Source organism: Streptomyces sp. NBC_01017 (genome assembly GCF_045162795.1).
GTDB classification, from domain to species: Bacteria; Actinomycetota; Actinomycetes; order Streptomycetales; family Streptomycetaceae; genus Streptomyces; species Streptomyces machairae.
The window spans coordinates 7,090,778-7,112,073 of record NZ_CP108683.1; the positions used below are offsets into that span (position 1 = coordinate 7,090,778).

Here is a 21,296-nt window from a genome sequence, read left to right on the forward strand (position 1 = left end):
CAACGCATGGCATCGGGGTGCCCACCGTTACAGAACAAAGGCGTTTCGGGACACGCCCGCGACACCCCTAAACTGAGCGGGTGACCGAGAACGCTCAGCAGCAGCCACCAGCGCCCGACACCGAACTGCCGACCCAGTACGCGCCGGCCGATGTAGAGGGGCCGCTGTACGAGCGCTGGGTAGAGCGCGGTTACTTCGAGGCGGATGCGAAGAGCGACAAGCCGCCGTTCACCGTCGTCATCCCGCCGCCGAACGTCACCGGCAGCCTGCACCTCGGGCACGCCTTCGAGCACACCCTCATCGACGCCCTGACGCGTCGTAAGCGCATGCAGGGTTACGAGACGCTCTGGCAGCCGGGCATGGACCACGCCGGTATCGCCACGCAGAACGTCGTCGAGCGTGAGCTGGGGAAGGAAGGCAAGTCCCGGCACGACCTCGGGCGTGAGGCGTTCGTCGAGCGCGTCTGGCAGTGGAAGGGCGAGTCCGGCGGGCAGATCAGCGGGCAGATGCGGCGTCTCGGTGACGGCGTCGCCTGGTCGCGCGAGCGCTTCACCATGGACGAGGGGCTGTCCCAGGCCGTCCAGACCATCTTCAAGCGCCTCTACGACGACGAGCTGATCTACCGCGCCGAGCGCATCATCAACTGGTGCCCGCGCTGTCTGACGGCCATCTCGGACATCGAGGTCGAGTACCAGGACGACGACGGCGAGCTCGTCTCCATCCGGTACGGCGACGGCGACGACGCCATCGTCGTGGCCACGACCCGCGCCGAGACGATGCTCGGCGACACCGCGGTCGCCGTCCACCCCGATGACGAGCGCTACCGCCACCTTGTCGGCCGCGACATCGAGCTGCCGCTCACCGGCCGCCGTATCCCCGTCGTCGCCGACGAGCACGTCGACCCCGAGTTCGGCACCGGCGCCGTCAAGGTCACCCCGGCCCACGACCCGAACGACTTCGAGATCGGCCAGCGCCACGACCTGCCGTCCCTCACGGTGATGGACGAGCACGCCGTCATCACGGCCCACGGCCCGTTCCAGGGCCTGGACCGCCTGGAGGCCCGCTCGGCCATCGTCGCCGCGCTGCGCGCCGAGGGCCGGATCGTCGCCGAGAAGCGGCCGTACGTCCACTCCGTCGGCCACTGCTCGCGCTGCAAGACCACCATCGAGCCGCGCCTGTCCATGCAGTGGTGGGTCAAGGTCGGCCCGCTCGCCAAGGCCGCCGGTGACGCGGTCCGCGACGGCAAGGTCAAGATCCACCCGCAGGAGATGGAGAAGCGGTACTTCGACTGGGTCGACAACCTTCACGACTGGTGCATTTCGCGGCAGTTGTGGTGGGGTCACCGGATCCCCGTCTGGTACGGGCCGAACGGCGAGGTCGTCTGCATCGGCCCCGACGACGAGGTCCCGACCGGCGAGGGCTGGCACCAGGACACCGACGTCCTCGACACCTGGTTCTCCTCCGGCCTGTGGCCGTTCTCCACGCTCGGCTGGCCCGAACAGACCGAGTCGCTCGCGAAGTTCTACCCGAACTCCGTCCTGGTCACCGGCTACGACATCCTCTTCTTCTGGGTCGCCCGGATGATGATGTTCGGCCTGTACGCGATGGACGGCACCCCGCCGTTCCACACCATCGCCCTGCACGGCATGGTCCGCGACCAGTTCGGCAAGAAGATGTCGAAGTCCTTCGGCAACGCGGTCAACCCGCTGGACTGGATGGACAAGTACGGCAGCGACGCGCTCCGCTTCACCCTCGCGCGCGGTGCCAACCCGGGCGTCGACGTCCCGATCGGTGAGGACTGGGTCCAGGGCTCCCGGAACTTCGCCAACAAGATCTGGAACGCGACGCGCTTCGCGCTGATGAACGGCGCCACGGTCGACGGCCCGCTGCCGGAGCCGTCGGCGATGTCGTCGACGGACCGCTGGATCCTGTCCCGCCTGAACTCCGTCGTCGCCGAAGTCGACGCGTTCTACGAGGACTTCCAGTTCGCGAAGCTGTCCGACGCGCTCTTCCACTTCGCGTGGGACGAGGTCTTCGACTGGTACGTCGAGCTGTCCAAGACCACGTTCCAGGCGGGCGGCGAGCCGGCCGAGGTCTCCAAGCGCGTCCTCGGTGAGGTCCTCGACGTCACCCTCAAGATGCTGCACCCGGTGGTCCCGTTCGTCACGGAGACACTGTGGACGACGCTGACGGGCGGCGAGTCGATCGTGATCGCCGAGTGGCCGAAGGACAGCGGCTTCCGTGACACGGCGGCCGAGCAGGAGATCGCCGTTCTCCAGCAGGTCACCACCGAGGTCCGCCGCTTCCGCGCCGACCAGGGCCTTCAGCCGGGCCAGCGCGTCCCGGCCCGCCTGAGCCTGGACGGCACGGCCCTCGCGCCGCACGAGCCGGCCATCCGCCAGCTGCTGCGCCTCCAGCCGGAGGGCGAGTCCTTCACGGCCACGGCGACCCTGCCGGTGGCGGGCGCCGAGGTCGCCCTCGACCTCTCCGGCGTGATCGACGTCGCGGCCGAGCGCAAGCGCCTGGCCAAGGACCTCGCGGCGGCCGAGAAGGAGAAGGCCCAGGCGAACGCCAAGCTCGGCAACGAGGCGTTCCTCGCGAAGGCGCCGGACAACGTCGTGGAGAAGATCCGCGGCCGTCTGGCGAAGGCGGAAGAGGACATCGCGCGGATTGCCGCACAGCTGGACCGCCTGCCGCAGGCGTAGGCGGTTCTACGGCCATGAGGCCCCCGGTGCTGTCAGGCGCCGGGGGCCTGCGCGTACCTCAGGGACACGGGGCTGTACCGATGTGCGGCTCCGCGGCGTGGGCGTGACCAGCCACAATGGACCAGCGGCCGCTCGACGACCCAGGACACGCCACTGGGTGGGCGCCCTGTCAGTCCCCCTCCGTAGACTGGCCCCGTGAGCGACCAGAACGAGCCCGACCCCCTCGACCCCTTCGAAGAGATCATCGCGGCCGAGACCGACCGCGACCCGGATCTCGCGGTCATCGAGGCCGGCAGCCGCACCCTGCGCACCCAGGGCGGCCCGCCCGGCGCCGACGTGCCCGCACGCCCCGAGGACCCCGAGGTCGACAAGGCGCTGCGCGAGGTCGAGGCGGAGCTCGCCACCCGCTGGGGCGAGACCAAGCTGGAGCCGTCCGTCACCCGGATCGCCGCGCTCATGGACGTGCTGGGCGAGCCGCAGCGGGCGTACCCCTCCATCCACATCACCGGCACCAACGGCAAGACGTCGACGGCCCGCATGATCGAGGCCCTCCTCGGTGCCTTCGAGCTGCGCACCGGCCGCTACACCTCCCCGCACGTCCAGTCGATCACCGAGCGGATCAGCCTCGACGGGGCGCCGATCTCGGCCGAGCGGTTCATCGAGACGTACCAGGACATCCGGCCGTACATCGAGATGGTCGACTCGCAGCAGGAGTACCGGCTGTCCTTCTTCGAGGTGCTGACGGGCATGGCGTACGCCGCCTTCGCCGACGCGCCCGTCGACGTCGCCGTCGTGGAAGTGGGCATGGGCGGCTCCTGGGACGCCACGAACGTCATCGACGGTGATGTCGCCGTCGTGACCCCCATAGACCTCGACCACACCGACCGGCTCGGCAGCACTCCGGGCGAGATCGCCGGCGAGAAGGCCGGGATCATCAAGCAGGACGCCACCGTGATCATGGCCCAGCAGCCCGTGGACGCGGCGCAGGTGCTGCTGAAGAAGGCCGTGGAGGTCGACGCCACCGTCGCGCGCGAGGGCCTGGAGTTCGGGGTCGTGTCGCGCCAGGTCGCCGTCGGCGGGCAGTTGGCGACCCTGCGCGGGCTGGGCGGTGAGTACACCGAGGTGTATCTGCCGCTGCACGGCGCGCACCAGGCGCACAATGCCGCCGTCGCCCTCGCCGCCGTGGAGGCGTTCTTCGGTGTCGGCGCCGCGCGGGCCGAGCCCCTGGACATCGACACGGTCCGCAAGGCGTTCGCGGCCGTCTCCTCTCCGGGCCGCATGGAGGTCGTGCGGCGCTCGCCGACCGTCGTGCTCGACGCCGCCCACAACCCGGCGGGCGCGCGGGCGATCGCCGAGGCGATCGGGGAGGCCTTCGACTTCAGCCGGCTGATCGGGGTCGTCGGCGCGAGCGGCGACAAGAACGTGCGGGGGCTGCTGGAGGCCTTCGAGCCGATCTTCGCCGAGGTCGTCGTCACACAGAACTCCTCCCACCGCGCCATGGACGCCGACGAACTGGCCGCCATCGCCGTCGAGGTGTTCGGCGACGAGCGCGTGCAGGTCGAGCCGCGGCTGCCGGACGCCCTGGAGGCCGCGATCACGCTGGCCGAGGAGGAGGGCGAGTTCGCGGGCGGCGGTGTGCTCGTCACCGGGTCCGTCATCACGGTCGGCGAGGCCCGGCTGCTGCTGGGGAAGGGCTGAGTCCGAAGATGCGTACGCTCTGTTCCTCGACCCTGATCGGCGAGTTCTTCGTCATCGGCTTCGCCGGTCTGGTCGCCATGAAGGATCCCGACCTGTCCATGTCGACGGTGTGGACGGTCAGCGGGATCGCGATGTTCCTGTGCCTGGTGCTGTGCGGCCTGGTGACCCGCCCCGGCGGCGTCGCCCTCGGCTGGGCCCTGCAGATCGCCCTCATCGCCTCCGGCTTCATCGTCCCGACGATGTTCTTCCTGGGCGCGGTGTTCGCGGCGCTGTGGTGGGCGTCGGTGCACTACGGCAGAAAGGTCGACGAGGCGAAGGCGCGCTTTGCGGCGCAAGGGGACAAAACCAGCCCTTCCGGAGCCTGAGGACGAGGCCGTCGCGGCCGATCGGAGCCCTGGGGGGCAGCCCCCGGGGTCGGCGACCTGCACTAGCTGACACTCCGTGACGAGCGCCCAGCTCAGCCCTGTAACCTCGTCCCACCGCACACCTGTAGGTAATAAGGAGCTCGTCGTGACCCAGCGCACCCTCGTCCTGCTCAAGCCCGACGCAGTCCGCCGTGGCCTGACCGGCGAGATCATCGGCCGGATCGAGCGCAAGGCCGGCTGGCAGATCACCGCGCTGGAGCTGCGCACCCTGGACCAGGAGACCCTGGAGCAGCACTACGGCGAGCACAAGGGCAAGCCCTTCTACGAGCCGCTGGTGGAGTTCATGGCGTCCGGCCCGGTCGTGGCCCTGATCGTCGAGGGTGAGCGGGTCATCGAGGGGCTGCGCGCCCTGACCGGTCCGACCGACCCGATCGCCGCGGCGCCCGGCTCCATCCGTGGTGACTTCGGTGTGATCGTCCGTGAGAACCTCATCCACGCCTCCGACTCCGAGGAGTCCGCGGAGCGCGAGGTGAAGATCTTCTTCCCGGGCCGCGCCTGACCCCCACACCCGGCCCGAACTGGGACGGTTGAAGAAACCCGGCCGCCCAGTGGCATATGCGTGGCGATCGAGGGAACGAGTGCCTCCGATGGCCCGTCTCCACAAGCGAGGCGACTCGCCATCTGCTGACAATGGCGAAGACCCTCCCGCAGTGTTCGCGAAGGCGCGTCTACGATAGAAGCCTTCACGTCACAGCACCCACTTCGCCGACCTGAAAAGCCATCAAAAGCTCCCAGGAAGGCCAGACGAATCCTGATGGGGAACTCAATGTCGTTCATCGGCCGTGACATGGCTGTCGACCTCGGGACCGCCAACACGCTGGTGTACGTCAGGGGTCGCGGGATCGTACTCAACGAGCCGTCCGTCGTCGCGATCAACACCAACACCGGTGGCATTCTCGCGGTCGGCGCCGAAGCGAAGAAGATGATCGGGCGCACGCCCGGCAACATCGTTGCCGTACGTCCGCTGAAGGACGGCGTCATCGCCGACTTCGAGATCACCGAGCGGATGCTCCGCTACTTCATCCTGAAGATCCACAAGCGGCGGTATCTGGCTCGTCCGCGGGTCGTCGTCTGTGTGCCCTCCGGCATCACGGGCGTCGAGCGCCGCGCCGTCATCGAGGCGTCGTCCCAGGCCGGCGCCCGCCAGGTGCACATCATCGAGGAGCCCATGGCCGCGGCCATCGGTTCCGGCCTGCCGGTCCACGAGGCCACGGGCAACATGGTGGTCGACATCGGCGGCGGCACCACGGAGGTCGCGGTCATCTCCCTCGGCGGCATCGTCACCGCCCAGTCCATCCGCGTCGCGGGCGACGAACTGGACAACGCGATCATCCAGCACATCAAGAAGGAGTACTCCCTTCTGCTGGGTGAGCGGACGGCCGAGCAGATCAAGATCACGATCGGTTCGGCGTACGACCTCGACGCTGACGAGCACACCGAAATCCGCGGCCGGGACCTCGTCTCCGGGCTGCCGAAGACCGTCGTCATCTCAGCGGCCGAAGTACGCAAGGCCATCGAGGAACCGGTCAACGCGATCGTGGACGCCGTGAAGACGACCCTCGACAAGTGCCCGCCGGAGCTGTCCGGCGACATCATGGACCGAGGAATCGTTCTGACCGGCGGCGGCGCCCTGCTGCGCGGCCTCGACGAGCGGCTGCGCCGCGAGACCGGCATGCCGATCCACATCGCCGAGGACCCGCTGGACAGCGTGGCGCTCGGCTCCGGCAAGTGCGTCGAGGAGTTCGAGGCGTTGCAGCAGGTGCTGGACGCCCAGCCGCGCAGATGACGTAACTCTTCGATTCCGCCGTACGGGATGATCTCCTCTCGTACGGCGGATCGTTGATATAGAGGCATAAGCTCCCTGAAGAGCCTCGAAACTTCGACCCTTCGAACTTCGACACTTCGCAGAGAAGCGCCGCACGCAAGCCCCGCATACAAGCTCCGCATACAAGCTCCGCTTACAAGTTCATAGCCAAACTCCGCATACAGAGCCCCTCGGGTTTACCCGGGGTTTCCCGAATTCCTACTGAGGAAGGGCACGGCCGCCGCACGTGAGGGACACACGAGAGAGCCGGCTGCTCCTGGTGCTGCTGGTCGCCATCGCGTTCGCGCTGATCACGGTGGACATCCGCGGCGGTGAGGATTCGCCGGTCGACGGTGCCCGCCATGCCGCTGCCACGGTCTTCGGCCCGATCGAGGACGGCGTGTCGGCCGCGGTGAACCCGGTCGGCAACGCGGTCAACGCGATCCGCGACTCCGGCGAGCGCCACGACCGGCTCGCCCGGCTGGAGCAGGAGAACGCCGCCCTCAAGGCCAAGCTCGGCAGCGACGACCGTAACCGCAGCCGTCTGAAGCAGCTGGACAAGGTGCTGAAGGTCGCGGGCGCCGGCCAGTACGGCATCAAGGGCGCGCAGGTCATCGCGATAGGAGCGGCCCAGGGCTTCTCCTGGACGATCACCATCGACGTCGGCGTGAACGACGGCATCCAGCGCGACATGACCGTCCTGAACGGGGACGGGCTGGTCGGGCGGGTCACGACCGTCGGTCCGAACACCGCGACCGTGCTCCTCGCCAACGACCCCGACTTCACCGTCGGCACCCGCATGGAGGCCGGCGACGAGCTCGGCTTCGCCTCCGGACAGGGCGACCGTCCGCTGCGCGTCGAACTCCTCAACGGCAAGGCCGAGGTGAAGAAGGGCGACCGGCTCGTCACCTTCGGCTCGCAGGCCGACAAGCCGTTCGTGCCCGGTGTCCCCGTCGGCGTCGTCTCCCGCGTCGACCCGTCCGGGGGCAACCTCACCCGCACCCTGTACGTCACGCCGTACGTCGGGTTCAGCAAGCTCGACATCGTCGGCGTCGTCGTCCAGGCCCCCGCGAAGGACCCGCGCGACACGGTTCTCCCCGACAAGCCCGAGCCGACCCCCACGCCGACCGTGACGGTCACCGTCACGCCGGGCGCCGAGGACCCGGCCGACGGCCAGAACCAGCCGCAGGCCGACGGTCAGGACCAGCCGGAGGCCGACGGTGAGAACCAGCCGCAGGCCGACGGCCAGGATCCGCCTCCGGCCGACGGCCGGAACCAGTACGAGCAAGACGTGTACGAGCAAGAGCAGTAGGAGCTGAAGCCAGATGCGCGTCAACCGAGTCCTGCTCTCCTCCTCCCTGGTCGTCGTAGCCCTGGTGATCCAGGTCAGCGTCCTGGCCCGCCTCCACCTACCGGGCGCCGTCCCCGATCTGGTGCTGCTCACCGTCCTGGGCCTCGCCATGGTCTACGGCCATGTCGGCGGCGCCCTCGTCGGCTTCGGCGCCGGTCTGCTCGCCGACCTCGTCCCGCCCGCCGACCATGCCGCCGGCCGCTATGCGCTGGTGCTGTGCGTCATCGGCTATCTCGCCGGGCTCATCAAGCCGGACCACGGCCGGCTCAAGTCAGCCACCGGGCCGATGGTCGTCGTGGTCGTCGCCGCGATCGGCACGACCCTGCTGTACGCCGGTGTCGGCGCCCTCGTCGGGGACACCGCGGCCCGCCATGTCGGCCTCGGCAGTCTGCTCTTCACGGCCGCGCTGTACGACCTGCTGCTCGCCCCGTTCGTCGTCCCGGGGATCATGGCGCTGGCCAGGCGGGCGGAGAACGACCCGCTCGCCGACACCAAGTCCCAGGCGAAGAAGGCCGACATCTCCACCGGCTGGCTCTCCGGCGGCACCGGCCTGCGCATCGGCGGCCAGCGCGGCGGGATGGGGGGCCTGAAGGGCGGACTCAAGGGCGGGCTGAAGGTGAAGGCGGTGCGGGCGCGGACGGCGCGCGCCGGGCGTATCAAGGGGGTCAAGCGGCTGTGAGGGCAGGGGAGTTCACCCGGACGGGTGAGTCCGGGAGGAACCGGGCCGCGCGGGCCGGACGTTCATCACTCGTACACGCGGTCGTAGGCGGCGTCGTGCACACGGCCGTACGAAGAGTCGTACACACGCAGTCAAATCCGCACTGGTACTCGCACTGAGAGGGGGAGGCAGCCGCAGTGAGCAACATCCCCGAGACCGGCCGGACGCCACGCGTCCAGATCCGGCTCGTCGTCATCCAGATCCTCGTCCTCTCCCTCCTGGGCACCCTCGGCGGGCGCCTGTGGTACCTGCAGATCCGCGAGGGCGACGCGTACGCCAAGGAGGCGTCCGGCAACCACGTCCAGCAGGTCGTGGATCCTGCCGTGCGCGGCTCGATCCTGGACGCGCGCGGAGTGCCGCTCGCGGACAACGAGACGCGGCTGGTGGTCTCCGCCTCCCGTACCGACCTGCTGAAGATGAAGGACGACGGCAAGGGCGTCCTCACCAAGCTGGCCGGAGTCCTCGGCATGAAGCCCGAGGACGTGATGGGCAAGGTCCGGCTGTGTGACGCCGAGACCCCGCAGCCCTGCTGGAACGGCTCGCCGTACCAGCCCATCCCCATCACCGACGAGGCCACCCCCAAGCAGGCCCTGCAGATCCGGGAGCGCGCCGAGGACTTCCCCGGCATCACCGCCGAGCCGCAGGCCCTGCGCCGGTACCCGAGCCCCGGCAATTCCAACACCGCCCAGGTCCTCGGCTATCTCTCCCCGGTCACTGACGAGGAGCTCCAGCAGGCCCAGGACACCGACTCGCCGTATCTGCGCTCCGACCAGGTCGGCCGCTCCGGCCTGGAGCGGAAGTACGACAAGCAGCTGCGCGGCAAGGCCGGCGTCACCCGCTACGAGGTCGACAACCTCGGCCGTGTCATCGGCGAGGCCGAGGCGGACGCCGCCCAGCCCGGGGCCAACCTCGTGACCAGCATCGACGCCCGCGTGCAGCGAGTCGCCGAGTACGAGCTGAACGAGGCGATGAAGCAAGCCCGCAAGGAGTGGGACCGCAACACCAACGAGCCGTACAAGGCCGACTCGGGCGCCGTCGTGGTGATGGAGGCCAAGACCGGCCGCGTCGTCGCCATGGCGTCCAACCCGTCGTACGACCCGAACGCCTGGGTGGGCGGCATCTCGGCCAAGGACTACAAGACGCTGACGGGCAAGGCCTCCAACTACCCGCTGCTCAACCGGGCGATCCAGGGCCAGTCGGCCCCCGGCTCCATCTTCAAGGTCGTCCCGACGGCCGCCGCGGTCAACGCGGGCTACTCCTTCGACGGCCCGTACGAATGCTCCAGCTCGTACGCGATCGGCGGCCAGGTCTTCAAGAACTTCGAGTCCAAGGGGTACGGCCCGATCAGCCTCGGCCGCGCCCTGGAGGTCTCCTGCGACACCGTCTTCTACCGCCTCTCCCACGAGGAGTGGAAGCGGGACGGCGGCACCAAGCCGAAGAAGAACGCGGGCGACTGGTTCTACAAGACCGCCCATCAGTTCGGCCTCGGCGCGGAGACCGGCATCGACCTCCCCAACGAGGTCACCGGCCGCATCCCCGACCGCCAGTGGAAGCAGGACTACTGGAAGGCCAACAAGGACGCCTGGTGCAAGTACGGCAAGAAGGACGGCAGCTACGCCGAGAAGATCGCCTACGAGAACTGCCTCGAAGGCAACCGGCTGCGCGCCGGTGACTCGGTCAACTACTCCATCGGCCAGGGCGACACCCTCGTCACCCCCATCCAGATGGCGACCATCTACTCGGCCATCTCCAACGGCGGCACTCTCTACGACCCCACGGTCGGCAAGGCAGTCGTCAGCCCCGACGGCAAGACCGTCGAGGAGATCAAGCCCAAGTCGCACGGCAAGCTGCCCATGAGCAAGCAGACGCTGGCCGCGATGGACGACGCCCTCGCCGGAGTCGCCACCCGTGGTACCGCCGCCTGGCGGTTCGCGCAGGTCGGCTGGCCGCAGGACAAGATCCCCATGCACGCCAAGACCGGTACCGCCGAGGTCTACGGCAAGCAGACGACCTCGTGGTTCGCGACGTACACCAAGGACTACTCGATCGTCATGACGATCTCCCAGGGTGGTACGGGTTCCGGCGCCTCGGGTCCGGCCGTGCGCAACATCTACGACGCGCTGTACGGCGTCTCCGACGACGGCGCGATCAACAAGAAGAACGCGCTGCTGCCCACCCCGGAGAAGAACCTGCCGAAGGTCCGCACCGACGGCACCATCGCCTCGCCGAAGGTCTCCAAGGACCCGGCGAAGGAGCAGCGGGCCGGCCAGAAGGGCGAGGCCGAGTCGGACGAGCAGCAGCTCGCCGGGACGGTCGCGCCGCCGACGACCGAGAACCGGGACACCCGGCGCAGACGACGCAGGGGCCGCGGGCGCGGAAGCCGGAGGATGCTCACATGACCGGCGCCAACAGTTTCCAGGTCTCCGGGTACGGGCCCGAACGGGCGGGCTGGACCCGCCTGTTCGCCCGCGACTCGCTCGCCCGCCGGCTGGACTGGCCGATACTGCTGGCGGCGATCGCCCTGTCGCTGATCGGCTCGATCCTCGTCTTCTCGGCGACACGCAACCGCACCGAGCTCAACCAGGGCGACCAGTACTACTTCCTGATCCGGCACATCCTGAACACCGGCATCGGGGTCGCGCTGATGATCGGGACCGTCTGGCTGGGGCACCGCACCCTGCGCACGGCCGTGCCGGTCCTGTACGGCGTCTCGGTGTTCCTGATCCTGCTGGTGCTCACCCCGCTCGGCTCCACGATCAACGGCGCCCACTCCTGGATCAAGCTCCCCGGCGGCTTCTCGCTCCAGCCCTCGGAGTTCGTGAAGGTCACGATCATCCTCGGCATGGCGATGCTGCTGGCGACGAGAGTGGACGCGGGGGACAAGCAGTACCCGGACCACCGCACGGTCGTGCAGGCGCTGGGCCTGGCCGCGGTGCCGATGCTGATCGTGCTCCTCATGCCCGACCTCGGGTCGGTCATGGTGATGGTCGTGATCGTGCTGGGCGTGCTGCTCGCGTCCGGCGCCTCCAACCGCTGGGTCTTCGGGCTGATCGGCGCGGGCACCATGGGGGCGATCGCGGTCTGGCAGCTGGGCGTCCTGGACGACTACCAGATCGCCCGCTTCGCGGCCTTCGCCAACCCGGAGCTCGACCCGGCGGGCGTCGGGTACAACACCAACCAGGCGCGCATCGCGATCGGTTCCGGCGGGCTCACGGGCTCCGGTCTGTTCCACGGCTCGCAGACGACCGGCCAGTTCGTGCCGGAGCAGCAGACCGACTTCGTGTTCACCGTGGCGGGGGAGGAGTTGGGCTTCCTCGGCGGCGGTCTGATCCTTCTCCTCATCGGCGTGATCCTGTGGCGGGCCTGCCGTATCGCCCGTGAGACCACCGAGCTGTACGGGACGATCGTCGCGGCGGGGATCGTGGCGTGGTTCGCCTTCCAGGCGTTCGAGAACGTCGGGATGACGCTGGGGATCATGCCGGTGACCGGTCTGCCGCTGCCGTTCGTGTCGTACGGAGGGTCGTCGATGTTCGCGGTGTGGGTGGCGGTGGGGTTGCTGCAGTCGATCCGGGTGCAACGTCCGTTGTCGGCGTGAGCGGTGGGCTGGGCCGGTGCGGCGGCCGGTGCGGCCGGTGGGTGTCGTAGCGGGCTGCGGTGGGCAGCCGAATGGGCGCCGTGCCGGGGTCCCCATGACTGGCACGGCGGTGCCCCGACCGGGCGCCGGGTGTCGAGCCGCAGAGTTGGACTCCAGCAGCCCGTTTTCCCAGCCGCTGCCCCCTGTTTTCCCAGCGTTCATGGCTGGTAAGCCCTGTCATCCCGTCGGGACTGCCACTAGATTCAGGGCATGGCGGACACGAAGCGCGAAATCGAGCGGAAGTATGAGTCCGACGACAGCGGCCTGCCCGACCTGACCGGGGTTGCCGGGGTCGATGCCGTTGTCGACAAGGGTGTAGCGCAGTTGGACGCCACCTATTACGACACCGCGGACCAGCGCCTCGCCGCCTCCTCGATCACCCTGCGGCGCCGGACGGGCGGGTCCGACGCGGGCTGGCATCTGAAGTTCCCCGTGGCCCCGGGCGTGCGGGACGAGGTCCAGGAGCCGCTGTCCGACACGCTGCCCGACACCCTCGCCGGGCTCGTCCGCTCCCGGGTCCGGGACACCGAGCTGGTGCCCATGGTCCGGCTCCGCTCCGAGCGTGACGTGCGGCATCTCGTGGACGCCGACGGCGGGCTGCTCGCGGAGGTCAGTGTGGACGCCGTACGGGCCGAGCGCCTCGCAGGCGGCAGCAGCACCGCGCAGTGGACCGAGATCGAGGTGGAGTTGGCCGACGGCGTCGACCCGCAAGTGCTCGACAAGGTGGAGAAGCGGCTGCGCAAAGCGGGGGTCCGGCCGTCGGAGTCGGAGTCGAAGCTCGCGCGCGCCCTGGCCGAGACCGCCCCGAAGAAGCTCGCCCCCGTGTCCGTGAAGGACCCCGTGACCGTCGGCGACCACGTGCTCGCGTACGTCCGCGCCCAGCGGGACACGATCGTCGAGCTCGACCCGGCCGTACGCCAGGACGTCGAGGATTCCGTCCACAGCATGCGCGTCGCCACCCGCCGGATGCGCAGTACCTTCAAGTCCTTCGGCAAGGTCCTGGACCGGGCGGTCACCGACCCGATCGGCGACGAGCTGAAGTGGCTGGCCGGCGAGCTGGGCGTGGACCGGGACCGCGAGGTGCTGAACGAACGTCTGTCGGCGGCTCTCGACGAGGTGCCCCGCACTCTGGTCCACGGTCCTGTGGCCGAGCGGGTGAGCCACTGGGCGGGGGACAGGCCCGGCGGGGCGAGCAGCCGGCTGATCGGGATCCTGGACTCCCACCGCTACCTGGCCCTGCTCGATGCCGTCGACGGGCTGCTCGCCGACCCGCCGCTGCTGAAGGCGGCCGGGAAAGAGCCCGGGAACGCGCTGCCGAAGGCCGTGCGGAAGGACTTCGGCAAGGTGTCCGCGCTCGTCGAGCAGGCTCTGGAGGTGGAGCCCGGCAGCGACCGTGACGTCGCCATCCACGAGGCCCGCAAGAAGACCAAGCGCACCCGCTACGCGGCGGAGGCGGCGGTTCCGGCGCTCGGCAAGCCGGCCAAGAGCCTGGTCAAGACCATGAAGTCCCTGCAGAACCTGCTCGGCGAGCACCAGGACAGCGTCATGGCCCGCCAGACCCTGAGCGAGCTGTCCGCGGTCGCCCACGCGGCCGGGGAGAGCGCCTTCACCTATGGGCTGCTGTACGGGCGCGAGGAGCAGCGGGCAGCGGTCGTGGAGGACCAGCTGCCCGGAGTCTGGGACGGGGTCAAGGGCGGGGCGGACGTCCTCTGAGTCCTCGGACGTGCTGAGGGGGTCCGCGGTCGCGTTACGCTAGATGGTCACCCCTGTCAGTCCAGTCCAGCTCACGAAGGTTCGCGAGATGCCTGCCGAAGTCGCTGCGTCGGTTTTCCCGCAGCTCGAAGCTCTGCTCCCGCATGTGCAGAAGCCGATCCAGTACGTCGGCGGAGAGCTCAACTCCACGGTCAAGCCGTGGGACTCCTGTGACGTCCGCTGGGCGCTCATGTACCCCGACGCGTACGAGGTCGGGCTGCCCAACCAGGGCGTCATGATCCTCTACGAGGTCCTGAACGAGCAGCAGGGCGTCCTCGCCGAGCGCACGTACAGCGTGTGGCCGGACCTGGAGGCGCTGATGCGGGAGCACGGCGTCCCGCAGTTCACGGTGGACAGCCACCGGCCGGTGAAGGCCTTCGACGTGTTCGGCCTGTCGTTCTCCACCGAGCTCGGCTACACGAACATGCTCACGGCCCTGGACCTGGCGGGCATCCCGCTGGAGTCCAAGGACCGGACCATCGACGACCCGATCGTCCTGGCGGGCGGCCACGCGGCCTTCAACCCCGAGCCGATCGCGGACTTCATCGACGCGGCGATCATCGGCGACGGCGAGCAGGCCGTGCTGGACATGACGGCGATCATCCGCGCGTGGAAGGCGGAGGGCTGCCCAGGCGGCCGCGAGGAGGTCCTCTTCCGCCTGGCGAGGACGGGTTCGGTGTACATCCCGGCGTTCTACGACGTCGAGTACCTCCCGGACGGCCGTATCGCCCGTGTCGTACCGAACAAGAGCGGTGTCCCGTGGCGCGTGTCCAAGCACACGGTCATGGACCTGGACGAGTGGCCGTACCCGAAGCAGCCGCTCGTGCCGCTCGCCGAGACGGTCCACGAGCGCATGTCGGTCGAGATCTTCCGCGGCTGCACCCGGGGCTGCCGCTTCTGCCAGGCCGGCATGATCACGCGCCCGGTGCGTGAGCGCTCGATCACCGGCATCGGCGACATGGTCGACAAGGGTCTGAAGGCGACGGGCTTCGAGGAGGTCGGCCTGCTCTCCCTCTCCTCGGCGGACCACAGCGAGATCGGCGACGTGGCGAAGGGCCTGGCGGACCGCTACGAGGAAGACAAGATCGGCCTCTCGCTTCCGTCCACCCGCGTGGACGCCTTCAACATCGACCTGGCGAACGAGCTGACGCGCAACGGCCGCCGCTCCGGTCTGACCTTCGCCCCCGAGGGCGGCTCGGAACGTATCCGCAAGGTCATCAACAAGATGGTCTCGGAAGACGACCTGATCCGGACGGTCTCCACCGCCTACGGCAACGGCTGGCGGCAGGTGAAGCTGTACTTCATGTGCGGCCTGCCGACCGAGACCGACGACGACGTCCTGCAGATCGCCGACATGGCGACGAAGGTCATCGCGAAGGGCCGTGAGGTCTCCCGCTCGAACGACATCCGCTGCACGGTCTCGATCGGCGGCTTCGTCCCGAAGCCCCACACCCCCTTCCAGTGGGCCCCGCAGCTGTCGGCCGAGGAGACGGACGCCCGTCTCCAGAAGCTCCGCGACAAGATCCGCGGCGACAAGAAGTACGGCCGCTCGATCGGCTTCCGCTACCACGACGGCAAGCCGGGCATCGTCGAGGGCCTTCTCTCCCGGGGCGACCGCCGCATCGGCGCGGTCATCCGCGCGGTCTACGACGACGGCGGCCGCTTCGACGGCTGGCGCGAGCACTTCTCCTACGACCGCTGGATGCAGTGCGCCGACAAGGCGCTGGTCCCCTTCGGCGTCGACGTCGACTGGTACACCACCCGCGAGCGCACCTACGAGGAGGTCCTCCCCTGGGACCACCTCGACTCCGGCCTCGACAAGGACTGGCTCTGGGAGGACTGGCAGGACGCCCTCGACGAGACCGAGGTCGAGGACTGCCGCTGGACGCCGTGCTTCGACTGCGGGGTGTGCCCGCAGATGGACACACACATCCAGATCGGCCCGACGGGCAAGAAGCTGCTGCCACTGACGGTCAAGAACGCGGCGCCGGCTTCTGCGGGGAGCGGGCACTCGCACTGAGGTGTGCGAGGCACGGGATCCGAGTCCGGCGGGGCGTCGCCGAGCGGTCTGCTGCCTGGCGGCGGCCGCTCCGCCGGCACAGGAGCGACAGTCGGGTCGCGTCCGACAACCGATGTGGACGCAGTCTCCACGGGGCCGCAGGGGCTGAGCTCAGCGGGCGGCGCGCTCCCGGGTGGTGCGGCGCAGCCCGATGAGCTCGGCGACCGCCTCCAGCCGGCGGGCCACGACCTCGTCGCCCTCCACGGGCCGGGCCACCGACGCGGCCGCATCCAGCCAGCCGCGCATCAGGTCCGAGGCCGCCGGCTCGGGCAGCAGCTCCGGCAGCCGGGCGGTGTGGCCGGTGCCACCGCTGCGCACGGTCCTGCCGAGGAACGCCACCGAGCGGGGCTGGACTCCGAGGCGGTCGAGCGTGACCGCGGCGCCCACGGCTCCGTCGCCGAACAGGGCGCTGCGACGCGGGCCCGGGGCTCCGATGCCGTAGCGCAGGAGCATGGCGACGTCGGCCTGCGCCGACTCTTCGTCGGTCCTGCCGGGGTTCATCGGTACCTCCGTTCCGGTCATCGCACGGTGACCGTGTAGATGAAGTACGCCGGGTCGTTGCCTGGGCTGCCCGTCGCGGTGCGGTCGTCGCCGCCTGGGCAGTCGCCCAGCACGCAGTAGCTCATTTTGATCTTCGTGGTGCCGGCGGCAACGGCCTGGAAGGTGAAGGTCTGCGTACCGTCACCACCCCCGTCGACACCGCTGTCGCCCTCGAAGTCCTCCTCCCGGCCGCCCTCCTGGCGCACCGTTGCATGGTCGGGACCGGGGCGCACGATGCTCCAGTCCTGGCCCATCGAGGGATTGGCCGGGAGCGTCAGCTCGAACGTGTCGCCCGCGTCCACTTCGATGGACCGCTCGTCCGCCTCGAACGTCTCGGGGCCGACGAGGCCGCACCCGGACAGCATCACAGCCGTCAGCGGCAAGGCCAGGGCGGCGGACAGGCGGTGGCTGGACTTCACGGGGATCGGCCTTCCGTTCACTGGGCGGGCAGGTGGACGCCGTAGGCGTCCGGCAAGTCCTTGTCGGAGGCCTTGTCCATGTTGCCGTTGACGAAGTCGTCCTCGCTGACCCATGTGGTCGTTCCCCAGGGGTTGTAGACCTGCAGCATGTCGCCCTCCTGACCGACGATCATCATGGAGTGGCCGACCCGGTCGCCGTTCTCGTCCTCGCCCTCGACGCCGATCGGCACCGGTCTGCCCTCGGCGACGGCCCGCTGGATGTCGGGGAGCGCGTCCCGGCGGTCGTCCGCGCTCCTGGTCTCCTGGAACTCGTACTCGCCGCCCGTGTGCGGGCTGATCTCCTTGTTGGAGATCTCGGTCTTGCCGTCGTTGTCCATGCCGTCGGGTGTCGAGCCGAAGGGGAAGTCGTACGCGTCGTTGCCGTCGCCCTCGTCGTGCATCCGCAGCTGCTCGTCGCGCAGCCGCTCCCGGAAGGCGCCGGGGTCGTCCTCCTGCCCGGACGGGCCGCCGGTGAGTTCGAGGGCGTACACCGGATCGACCATGGCGCGCCCCGTGACGACGGTCGACGGCACGCATGTGTTGCCTTCCTGCGACCACCTCTCGCCCTTGAACGTCTGCTGGTCCGTGTTCTTGTTGCCACCCTCGTAGGGGCCGCTGGTGTTGACCCCCTCGTCGTTCATGCTGTCCCCGGCCGTGGTGACCGGCGGCAAGTGCCGCTGCAGCCAGTCCGGGTCCTTGCCGTGGATCTTGTCGCGGAACTCGCCGACCTCCTTGACGTCGTACCCGGCGGCCAGTGCCTTCACGAGGTACGCCCGTTCCTGCGGGGTCTGCGCCTCGGCGAGCATCCGCTCGAACTCGGCCTCCTCACGGGCGTCGAGGCGCTCCATCGCGCGGCCCGAGCGCTCCAGGTCGTTCGCGGTCAGCAACTCGTTCATCTCCGCCGGGCCGCCGGGCCGCCGGGGCCCGCGATGTCGGCGAGCACGAGGCGGTCGGCGGCGGAGATGTTGTCGGTCTTCATCTGGCCCGCCCGGGCCTCGGACGCCAGCTTGTTGAGGTCGTGGATCTGCTGCACCGGCACGGGCTCCGGAGCGTGTGGGGGAGGGTGGGCGACCGAGCGGGCACTCGCGCTGAGGTCTGCCTGAGGCACGTCATGAGCCCCCTTCCCGGGATGGGAAGGGGGCTCGCTTGCGTGTGCGATCTCTTGACGCTTTGTAAACTGAAGATATCCTCGATGTTGAGGAAATCTTCAGTCAGGGACGGCTGACGGACCTTCCAAGACGGCTGACCCTCTAACGGGAGAACAGTCCATGCTGATGAGAGCTCTGACCGAGTCGGACGCGGGCGCCGTGACCGGCGACGACCCCGGGGACGCCGATGTGGTGATCGTCGGCTACGGGCCGGTCGGCGCGATGGTTGCGAACCTTCTCGGCCAGGCCGGGGTCAGGACGATCGTGCTCGAGCGTGATACCGAGCCGCACACCATGCCGCGCGCGGGCGCCACCGACGACGAAGTGCTCCGTGTCTTTCAGGCGGCGGGCCTGGTCGATGAACTCCTTCCGGGTCTCGACCTGGGGCAGAGCACGCAGTTCCTCTCGGTGCGCGGCGACCGGCTGGTGACGATGCGCCCCAGCGGGGGCCGCAACGGCTTCCCGCAGCTCGCGTTCTTCTACCAGCCCGACCTCGAGCGTGTGCTCCACGAGGGAGTCGCGCGGTACCCACATGTCACCGTCCGGACGGGCGTCCGCGTCGAGGGGCTCCACGAGGACGGCGACGGCGTGACCGTGTGGGCCCGCGAGGGCGACCGAGGCCGGCAGACCGCGACCCGCGCCCGCTACGTCGTGGCCTGTGACGGCGGGCGAAGCACCGTCCGCGGCCTCCGCTCCATCGCGTTCACCGGCTCCACGTACGCGCAGCCGTGGCTCGTCGTCGACGCCAAGCTCGAGGCCCCGTTGACCGACGTCACGTCCTTCCAGTTCATCGGTAACCCGGACCGTCCAGGCGTGACACTGCCGCTACCCGGGACGCACCACCGCTGGGAGTTCATGGTCCTCCCGGGCGAGGACCACGCTGAACTCGCAACCCTGGAGAACGCTCGGCGACTCGTCTCCCCGTGGGTCGACCCCGACCGGATCACCATCCTCCGGCACATCGTCTACACCTTCCACGCCCGCGCCGCCGCCCAGTGGCGTTCCGGTCGGGTGCTTCTCGCCGGGGACGCGGCCCACCTCATGCCGCCCTTCGCCGGGCAGGGGCTGAGCTCGGGGCTGCGCGACGCCCACAACCTTGCCTGGAAGCTCGCGGCCGTCGTAGCCGATGGTGCCGACCCGTCGTTGCTCGACAGCTATGAGAACGAGCGACGCCCGCACGTCACACGTATGACCCGGCTGACCCGCTTCTCGGGCGCCATGGTCCAGACCCGCCGCCGTCGCGTCGCCACGGTTCGGGACGCGATTCTGAAGAGGGCGGCGCACCTGCCCTACTTCACCGAAGGACGGTTCAAGCCCGATCTTCGGTACTCCTCCGGAGCGTTCGACGGTTCCGGACGCCGCGCGGGCGCAGGGCATGCGTTCCCGCAGCCCACGGTCCGCACTTCGGAGGGACGGCTGCGGCCCCTCGACGACCTCATCGGCAGCGGCTGGGCCCTCCTCGGCCGCGATCTCGATCCGCAGGTCCACTTGCGCTCGGAGAGCCGCGCGCTGTGGACGTCGCTCGGCGCCGCCCACCTGTCCATCAGCCGTCCCGGCCATCGTCGGACACCCTGCGAGGCCGGCACCGTCGCGGTCGAGGACCTCGACGGCCACGCACTCGACTTCTTCGACCGGCACGGCGGTGACTTCGCGATCCTGCGACCCGATCGCATCGTGTTCGCGATGCCGGACATTCGCGGCCTTGACCACGTAGCGGACTTGTACAGGTCGTTGGTGCGTGGCACGGCCTCGCCGCCGAGCGCGCAGAAGGTTCGCGCTCTGCAGCCGTGAAAGCCCTGCAGCCCTGCAGCCCTGAACCCGTGAAGCCCTGCAGCCCTGAAGCCCGAAGTCCTGAAATCCCGAAGCCAGAAGGAGGTCGGCCGCGCATGATTCTCGTCATTGGGGCCACCGGAAAAATCGGCGGTGAGGTCGCCCGCCTGCTCGTCTCGACCGGAAGGCCGGTACGAGCACTGGTCCGCGATCCCTCGAAGGCAGCCGCCCACGCCCTCGCCCGCCAAGGCGTGGAGCCGGCGACCGGTGACCTGGGTGACGCCGCCTCGCTCGACGCTGCGATGCAGGGCGTCGACCGCGTGTTCCTCGTCTCGGCCCAGGACCTCCGGCAGGCCGAACTACAGGGCAACGTCGTGGACGCCGCGCTCCGTGCAACGGTCGGCCACATCGTCAAGGTGTCCGGCATCGCGCCCTCGGTCTCACCCGGCGGCCCGGCGGAAATCGGCCGTCAGCACTGGCAGACGGAGCACCGAATCGAAGAGTCGGGCGTGCCGTTCACGTTCCTGCGCCCCGGCTTCTTCATGCAGAACCTCCTGGAGACGGCAGCGCCGATGGTCTCCAAGCTCGGTCTGCTCGCGGCGCCGATGGGCGGTGCACCGATCGCGATGGTCGACGCACGCGACATCGCCGCCGTCGCCGCCGAGGTGCTGACCGGCGACAGCCACCACGACAGGGTGTACGACGTCACCGGGCCGCGCGCGTTCGGTTACGAGGAACTGGCCGCGGTCCTAGCCCACGCGACCGGGCAACGCGTCCGTTACGTCAGCATGCCGCCCGGGTTTGCCGCGAACGTGCTCCGGCGCCAGGGAAAGCCCGACTGGTACGTCGAGCATCTCGTCGAGATGGCGGAACTGTTCCGTGCCGGTGCCGGCGCGACGGTCAGCACCACCGTGCGGGACCTGACGGGGCGGCCCCCGCGGACCATCGAGAGTTTCGCTGCCGAGCACGCGCGGCCGTTCACCCAGGAGGGTGTCCCGCAACTTCTCCACACCGCCGCCCGCTTCGGCCTCACCATGGTCGGCCGAGCCGCCTCGGTCCTGCGCGCCAGGTGACCGGCTGTCGTCGTCCCCGACGGCTGTCGCCTGGCCGGCGGCTTCCAACTCGCGAGGTCCCCCCTGGCTACCTACCGTGGCGATATCCGCCACGGAGGAGACGACCATGCCGGCGAACGGTCCGCGTGCGGACGGGCCCCAGGACGGCCCCCAGGACGGGC

The 21,296-nt window shown here is 69.5% G+C and carries 17 protein-coding genes; 13 read left to right on the plus strand and 4 right to left on the minus strand.

The genetic code is table 11. The features are described from left to right. Nucleotides 1-80: 80 nt before the first annotated feature. From OG331_RS32670 to OG331_RS32720, 11 genes are all read left to right on the plus strand, one after another. Nucleotides 81-2,705, plus strand: coding sequence for a valine--tRNA ligase (locus OG331_RS32670; protein ID WP_406202820.1), 2,625 nt, complete (start codon nucleotides 81-83; stop codon nucleotides 2,703-2,705). A gap of 195 nt (nucleotides 2,706-2,900) precedes the next feature. Then, nucleotides 2,901-4,403, plus strand: a complete 1,503-nt coding sequence (locus OG331_RS32675) for a bifunctional folylpolyglutamate synthase/dihydrofolate synthase (RefSeq protein WP_406202822.1) — start codon at nucleotides 2,901-2,903, stop codon at nucleotides 4,401-4,403. Nucleotides 4,404-4,411: 8 nt separating this feature from the next. Next, nucleotides 4,412-4,768 carry a DUF4233 domain-containing protein gene (locus OG331_RS32680; RefSeq protein WP_383235307.1) on the plus strand — a complete coding sequence of 119 codons (357 nt, stop codon included), beginning with the start codon at nucleotides 4,412-4,414 and terminating at the stop codon, nucleotides 4,766-4,768. A gap of 145 nt (nucleotides 4,769-4,913) precedes the next feature. Next, nucleotides 4,914-5,327, plus strand: a complete 414-nt coding sequence (gene ndk / locus OG331_RS32685) for a nucleoside-diphosphate kinase (protein ID WP_406202824.1) — start codon at nucleotides 4,914-4,916, stop codon at nucleotides 5,325-5,327. 267 nt (nucleotides 5,328-5,594) lie between these two features. Beyond that, complete coding sequence (locus OG331_RS32690) at nucleotides 5,595-6,614, plus strand: rod shape-determining protein (RefSeq protein WP_004931372.1); 1,020 nt, start codon at nucleotides 5,595-5,597, stop codon at nucleotides 6,612-6,614. 265 nt (nucleotides 6,615-6,879) lie between these two features. Continuing rightward, nucleotides 6,880-7,944 (plus strand): rod shape-determining protein MreC, encoded by a 1,065-nt coding sequence (gene mreC / locus OG331_RS32695; RefSeq protein ID WP_406202826.1) that lies wholly within the window; start codon nucleotides 6,880-6,882, stop codon nucleotides 7,942-7,944. Nucleotides 7,945-7,957: 13 nt separating this feature from the next. Then, complete coding sequence (mreD, locus tag OG331_RS32700) at nucleotides 7,958-8,662, plus strand: rod shape-determining protein MreD (protein WP_406202828.1); 705 nt, start codon at nucleotides 7,958-7,960, stop codon at nucleotides 8,660-8,662. A gap of 176 nt (nucleotides 8,663-8,838) precedes the next feature. Continuing rightward, complete coding sequence (mrdA, locus tag OG331_RS32705; protein WP_406202830.1) at nucleotides 8,839-11,100, plus strand: penicillin-binding protein 2; 2,262 nt, start codon at nucleotides 8,839-8,841, stop codon at nucleotides 11,098-11,100. Continuing rightward, entirely contained in the window at nucleotides 11,097-12,296 is a 1,200-nt protein-coding gene (gene rodA, locus OG331_RS32710; RefSeq protein ID WP_406202832.1) for a rod shape-determining protein RodA, read from the plus strand. Before mrdA ends, rodA begins: the two co-directional genes overlap by 4 nt. A 249-nt stretch (nucleotides 12,297-12,545) precedes the next feature. Further along, entirely contained in the window at nucleotides 12,546-14,048 is a 1,503-nt protein-coding gene (locus tag OG331_RS32715; protein ID WP_406202834.1) for a CHAD domain-containing protein, read from the plus strand. A gap of 88 nt (nucleotides 14,049-14,136) precedes the next feature. Further along, the gene (locus OG331_RS32720) at nucleotides 14,137-16,107 is read left to right on the plus strand and encodes a TIGR03960 family B12-binding radical SAM protein (protein ID WP_406202836.1); all 1,971 of its coding nucleotides are present in this window, start codon (nucleotides 14,137-14,139) and stop codon (nucleotides 16,105-16,107) included. A 150-nt stretch (nucleotides 16,108-16,257) separates the two neighbouring features. On the opposite strand, the gene OG331_RS32725 is transcribed toward OG331_RS32720, so the two are convergent. The 4 genes from OG331_RS32725 to OG331_RS32740 are packed head-to-tail and all read right to left on the minus strand — an operon-like array spanning nucleotide 16,258 to nucleotide 18,252. After that, a complete protein-coding gene (locus OG331_RS32725; RefSeq protein WP_406202838.1) occupies nucleotides 16,258-16,647 on the minus strand; it encodes a hypothetical protein in 390 nt (129 codons plus the stop codon). 17 nt (nucleotides 16,648-16,664) lie between these two features. Beyond that, nucleotides 16,665-17,105: a protease inhibitor I42 family protein gene (locus tag OG331_RS32730; protein WP_406202840.1), complete on the minus strand. Its 441-nt coding sequence runs from the start codon at nucleotides 17,103-17,105 to the stop codon at nucleotides 16,665-16,667. 17 nt (nucleotides 17,106-17,122) lie between these two features. Further along, nucleotides 17,123-18,040, minus strand: a complete 918-nt coding sequence (locus OG331_RS32735) for a hypothetical protein (RefSeq protein WP_406202842.1) — start codon at nucleotides 18,038-18,040, stop codon at nucleotides 17,123-17,125. Further along, on the minus strand, nucleotides 18,037-18,252 hold the full coding sequence (locus OG331_RS32740) for a hypothetical protein (protein WP_406202844.1): 216 nt from the start codon (nucleotides 18,250-18,252) through the stop codon (nucleotides 18,037-18,039). Before OG331_RS32740 ends, OG331_RS32735 begins: the two co-directional genes overlap by 4 nt. A gap of 160 nt (nucleotides 18,253-18,412) precedes the next feature. Here OG331_RS32740 and OG331_RS32745 point away from each other — a divergent pair, with 160 nt between their 5' ends. Together OG331_RS32745 and OG331_RS32750 are read left to right on the plus strand one after the other, a co-directional pair. Next, nucleotides 18,413-20,083 (plus strand): bifunctional 3-(3-hydroxy-phenyl)propionate/3-hydroxycinnamic acid hydroxylase, encoded by a 1,671-nt coding sequence (locus OG331_RS32745; protein ID WP_406202846.1) that lies wholly within the window; start codon nucleotides 18,413-18,415, stop codon nucleotides 20,081-20,083. Between the two features lie 95 nt (nucleotides 20,084-20,178). Beyond that, the gene (locus OG331_RS32750) at nucleotides 20,179-21,135 is read left to right on the plus strand and encodes an SDR family oxidoreductase (RefSeq protein ID WP_406202848.1); all 957 of its coding nucleotides are present in this window, start codon (nucleotides 20,179-20,181) and stop codon (nucleotides 21,133-21,135) included. The last annotated feature ends 161 nt before the right edge of the window (nucleotides 21,136-21,296 follow it).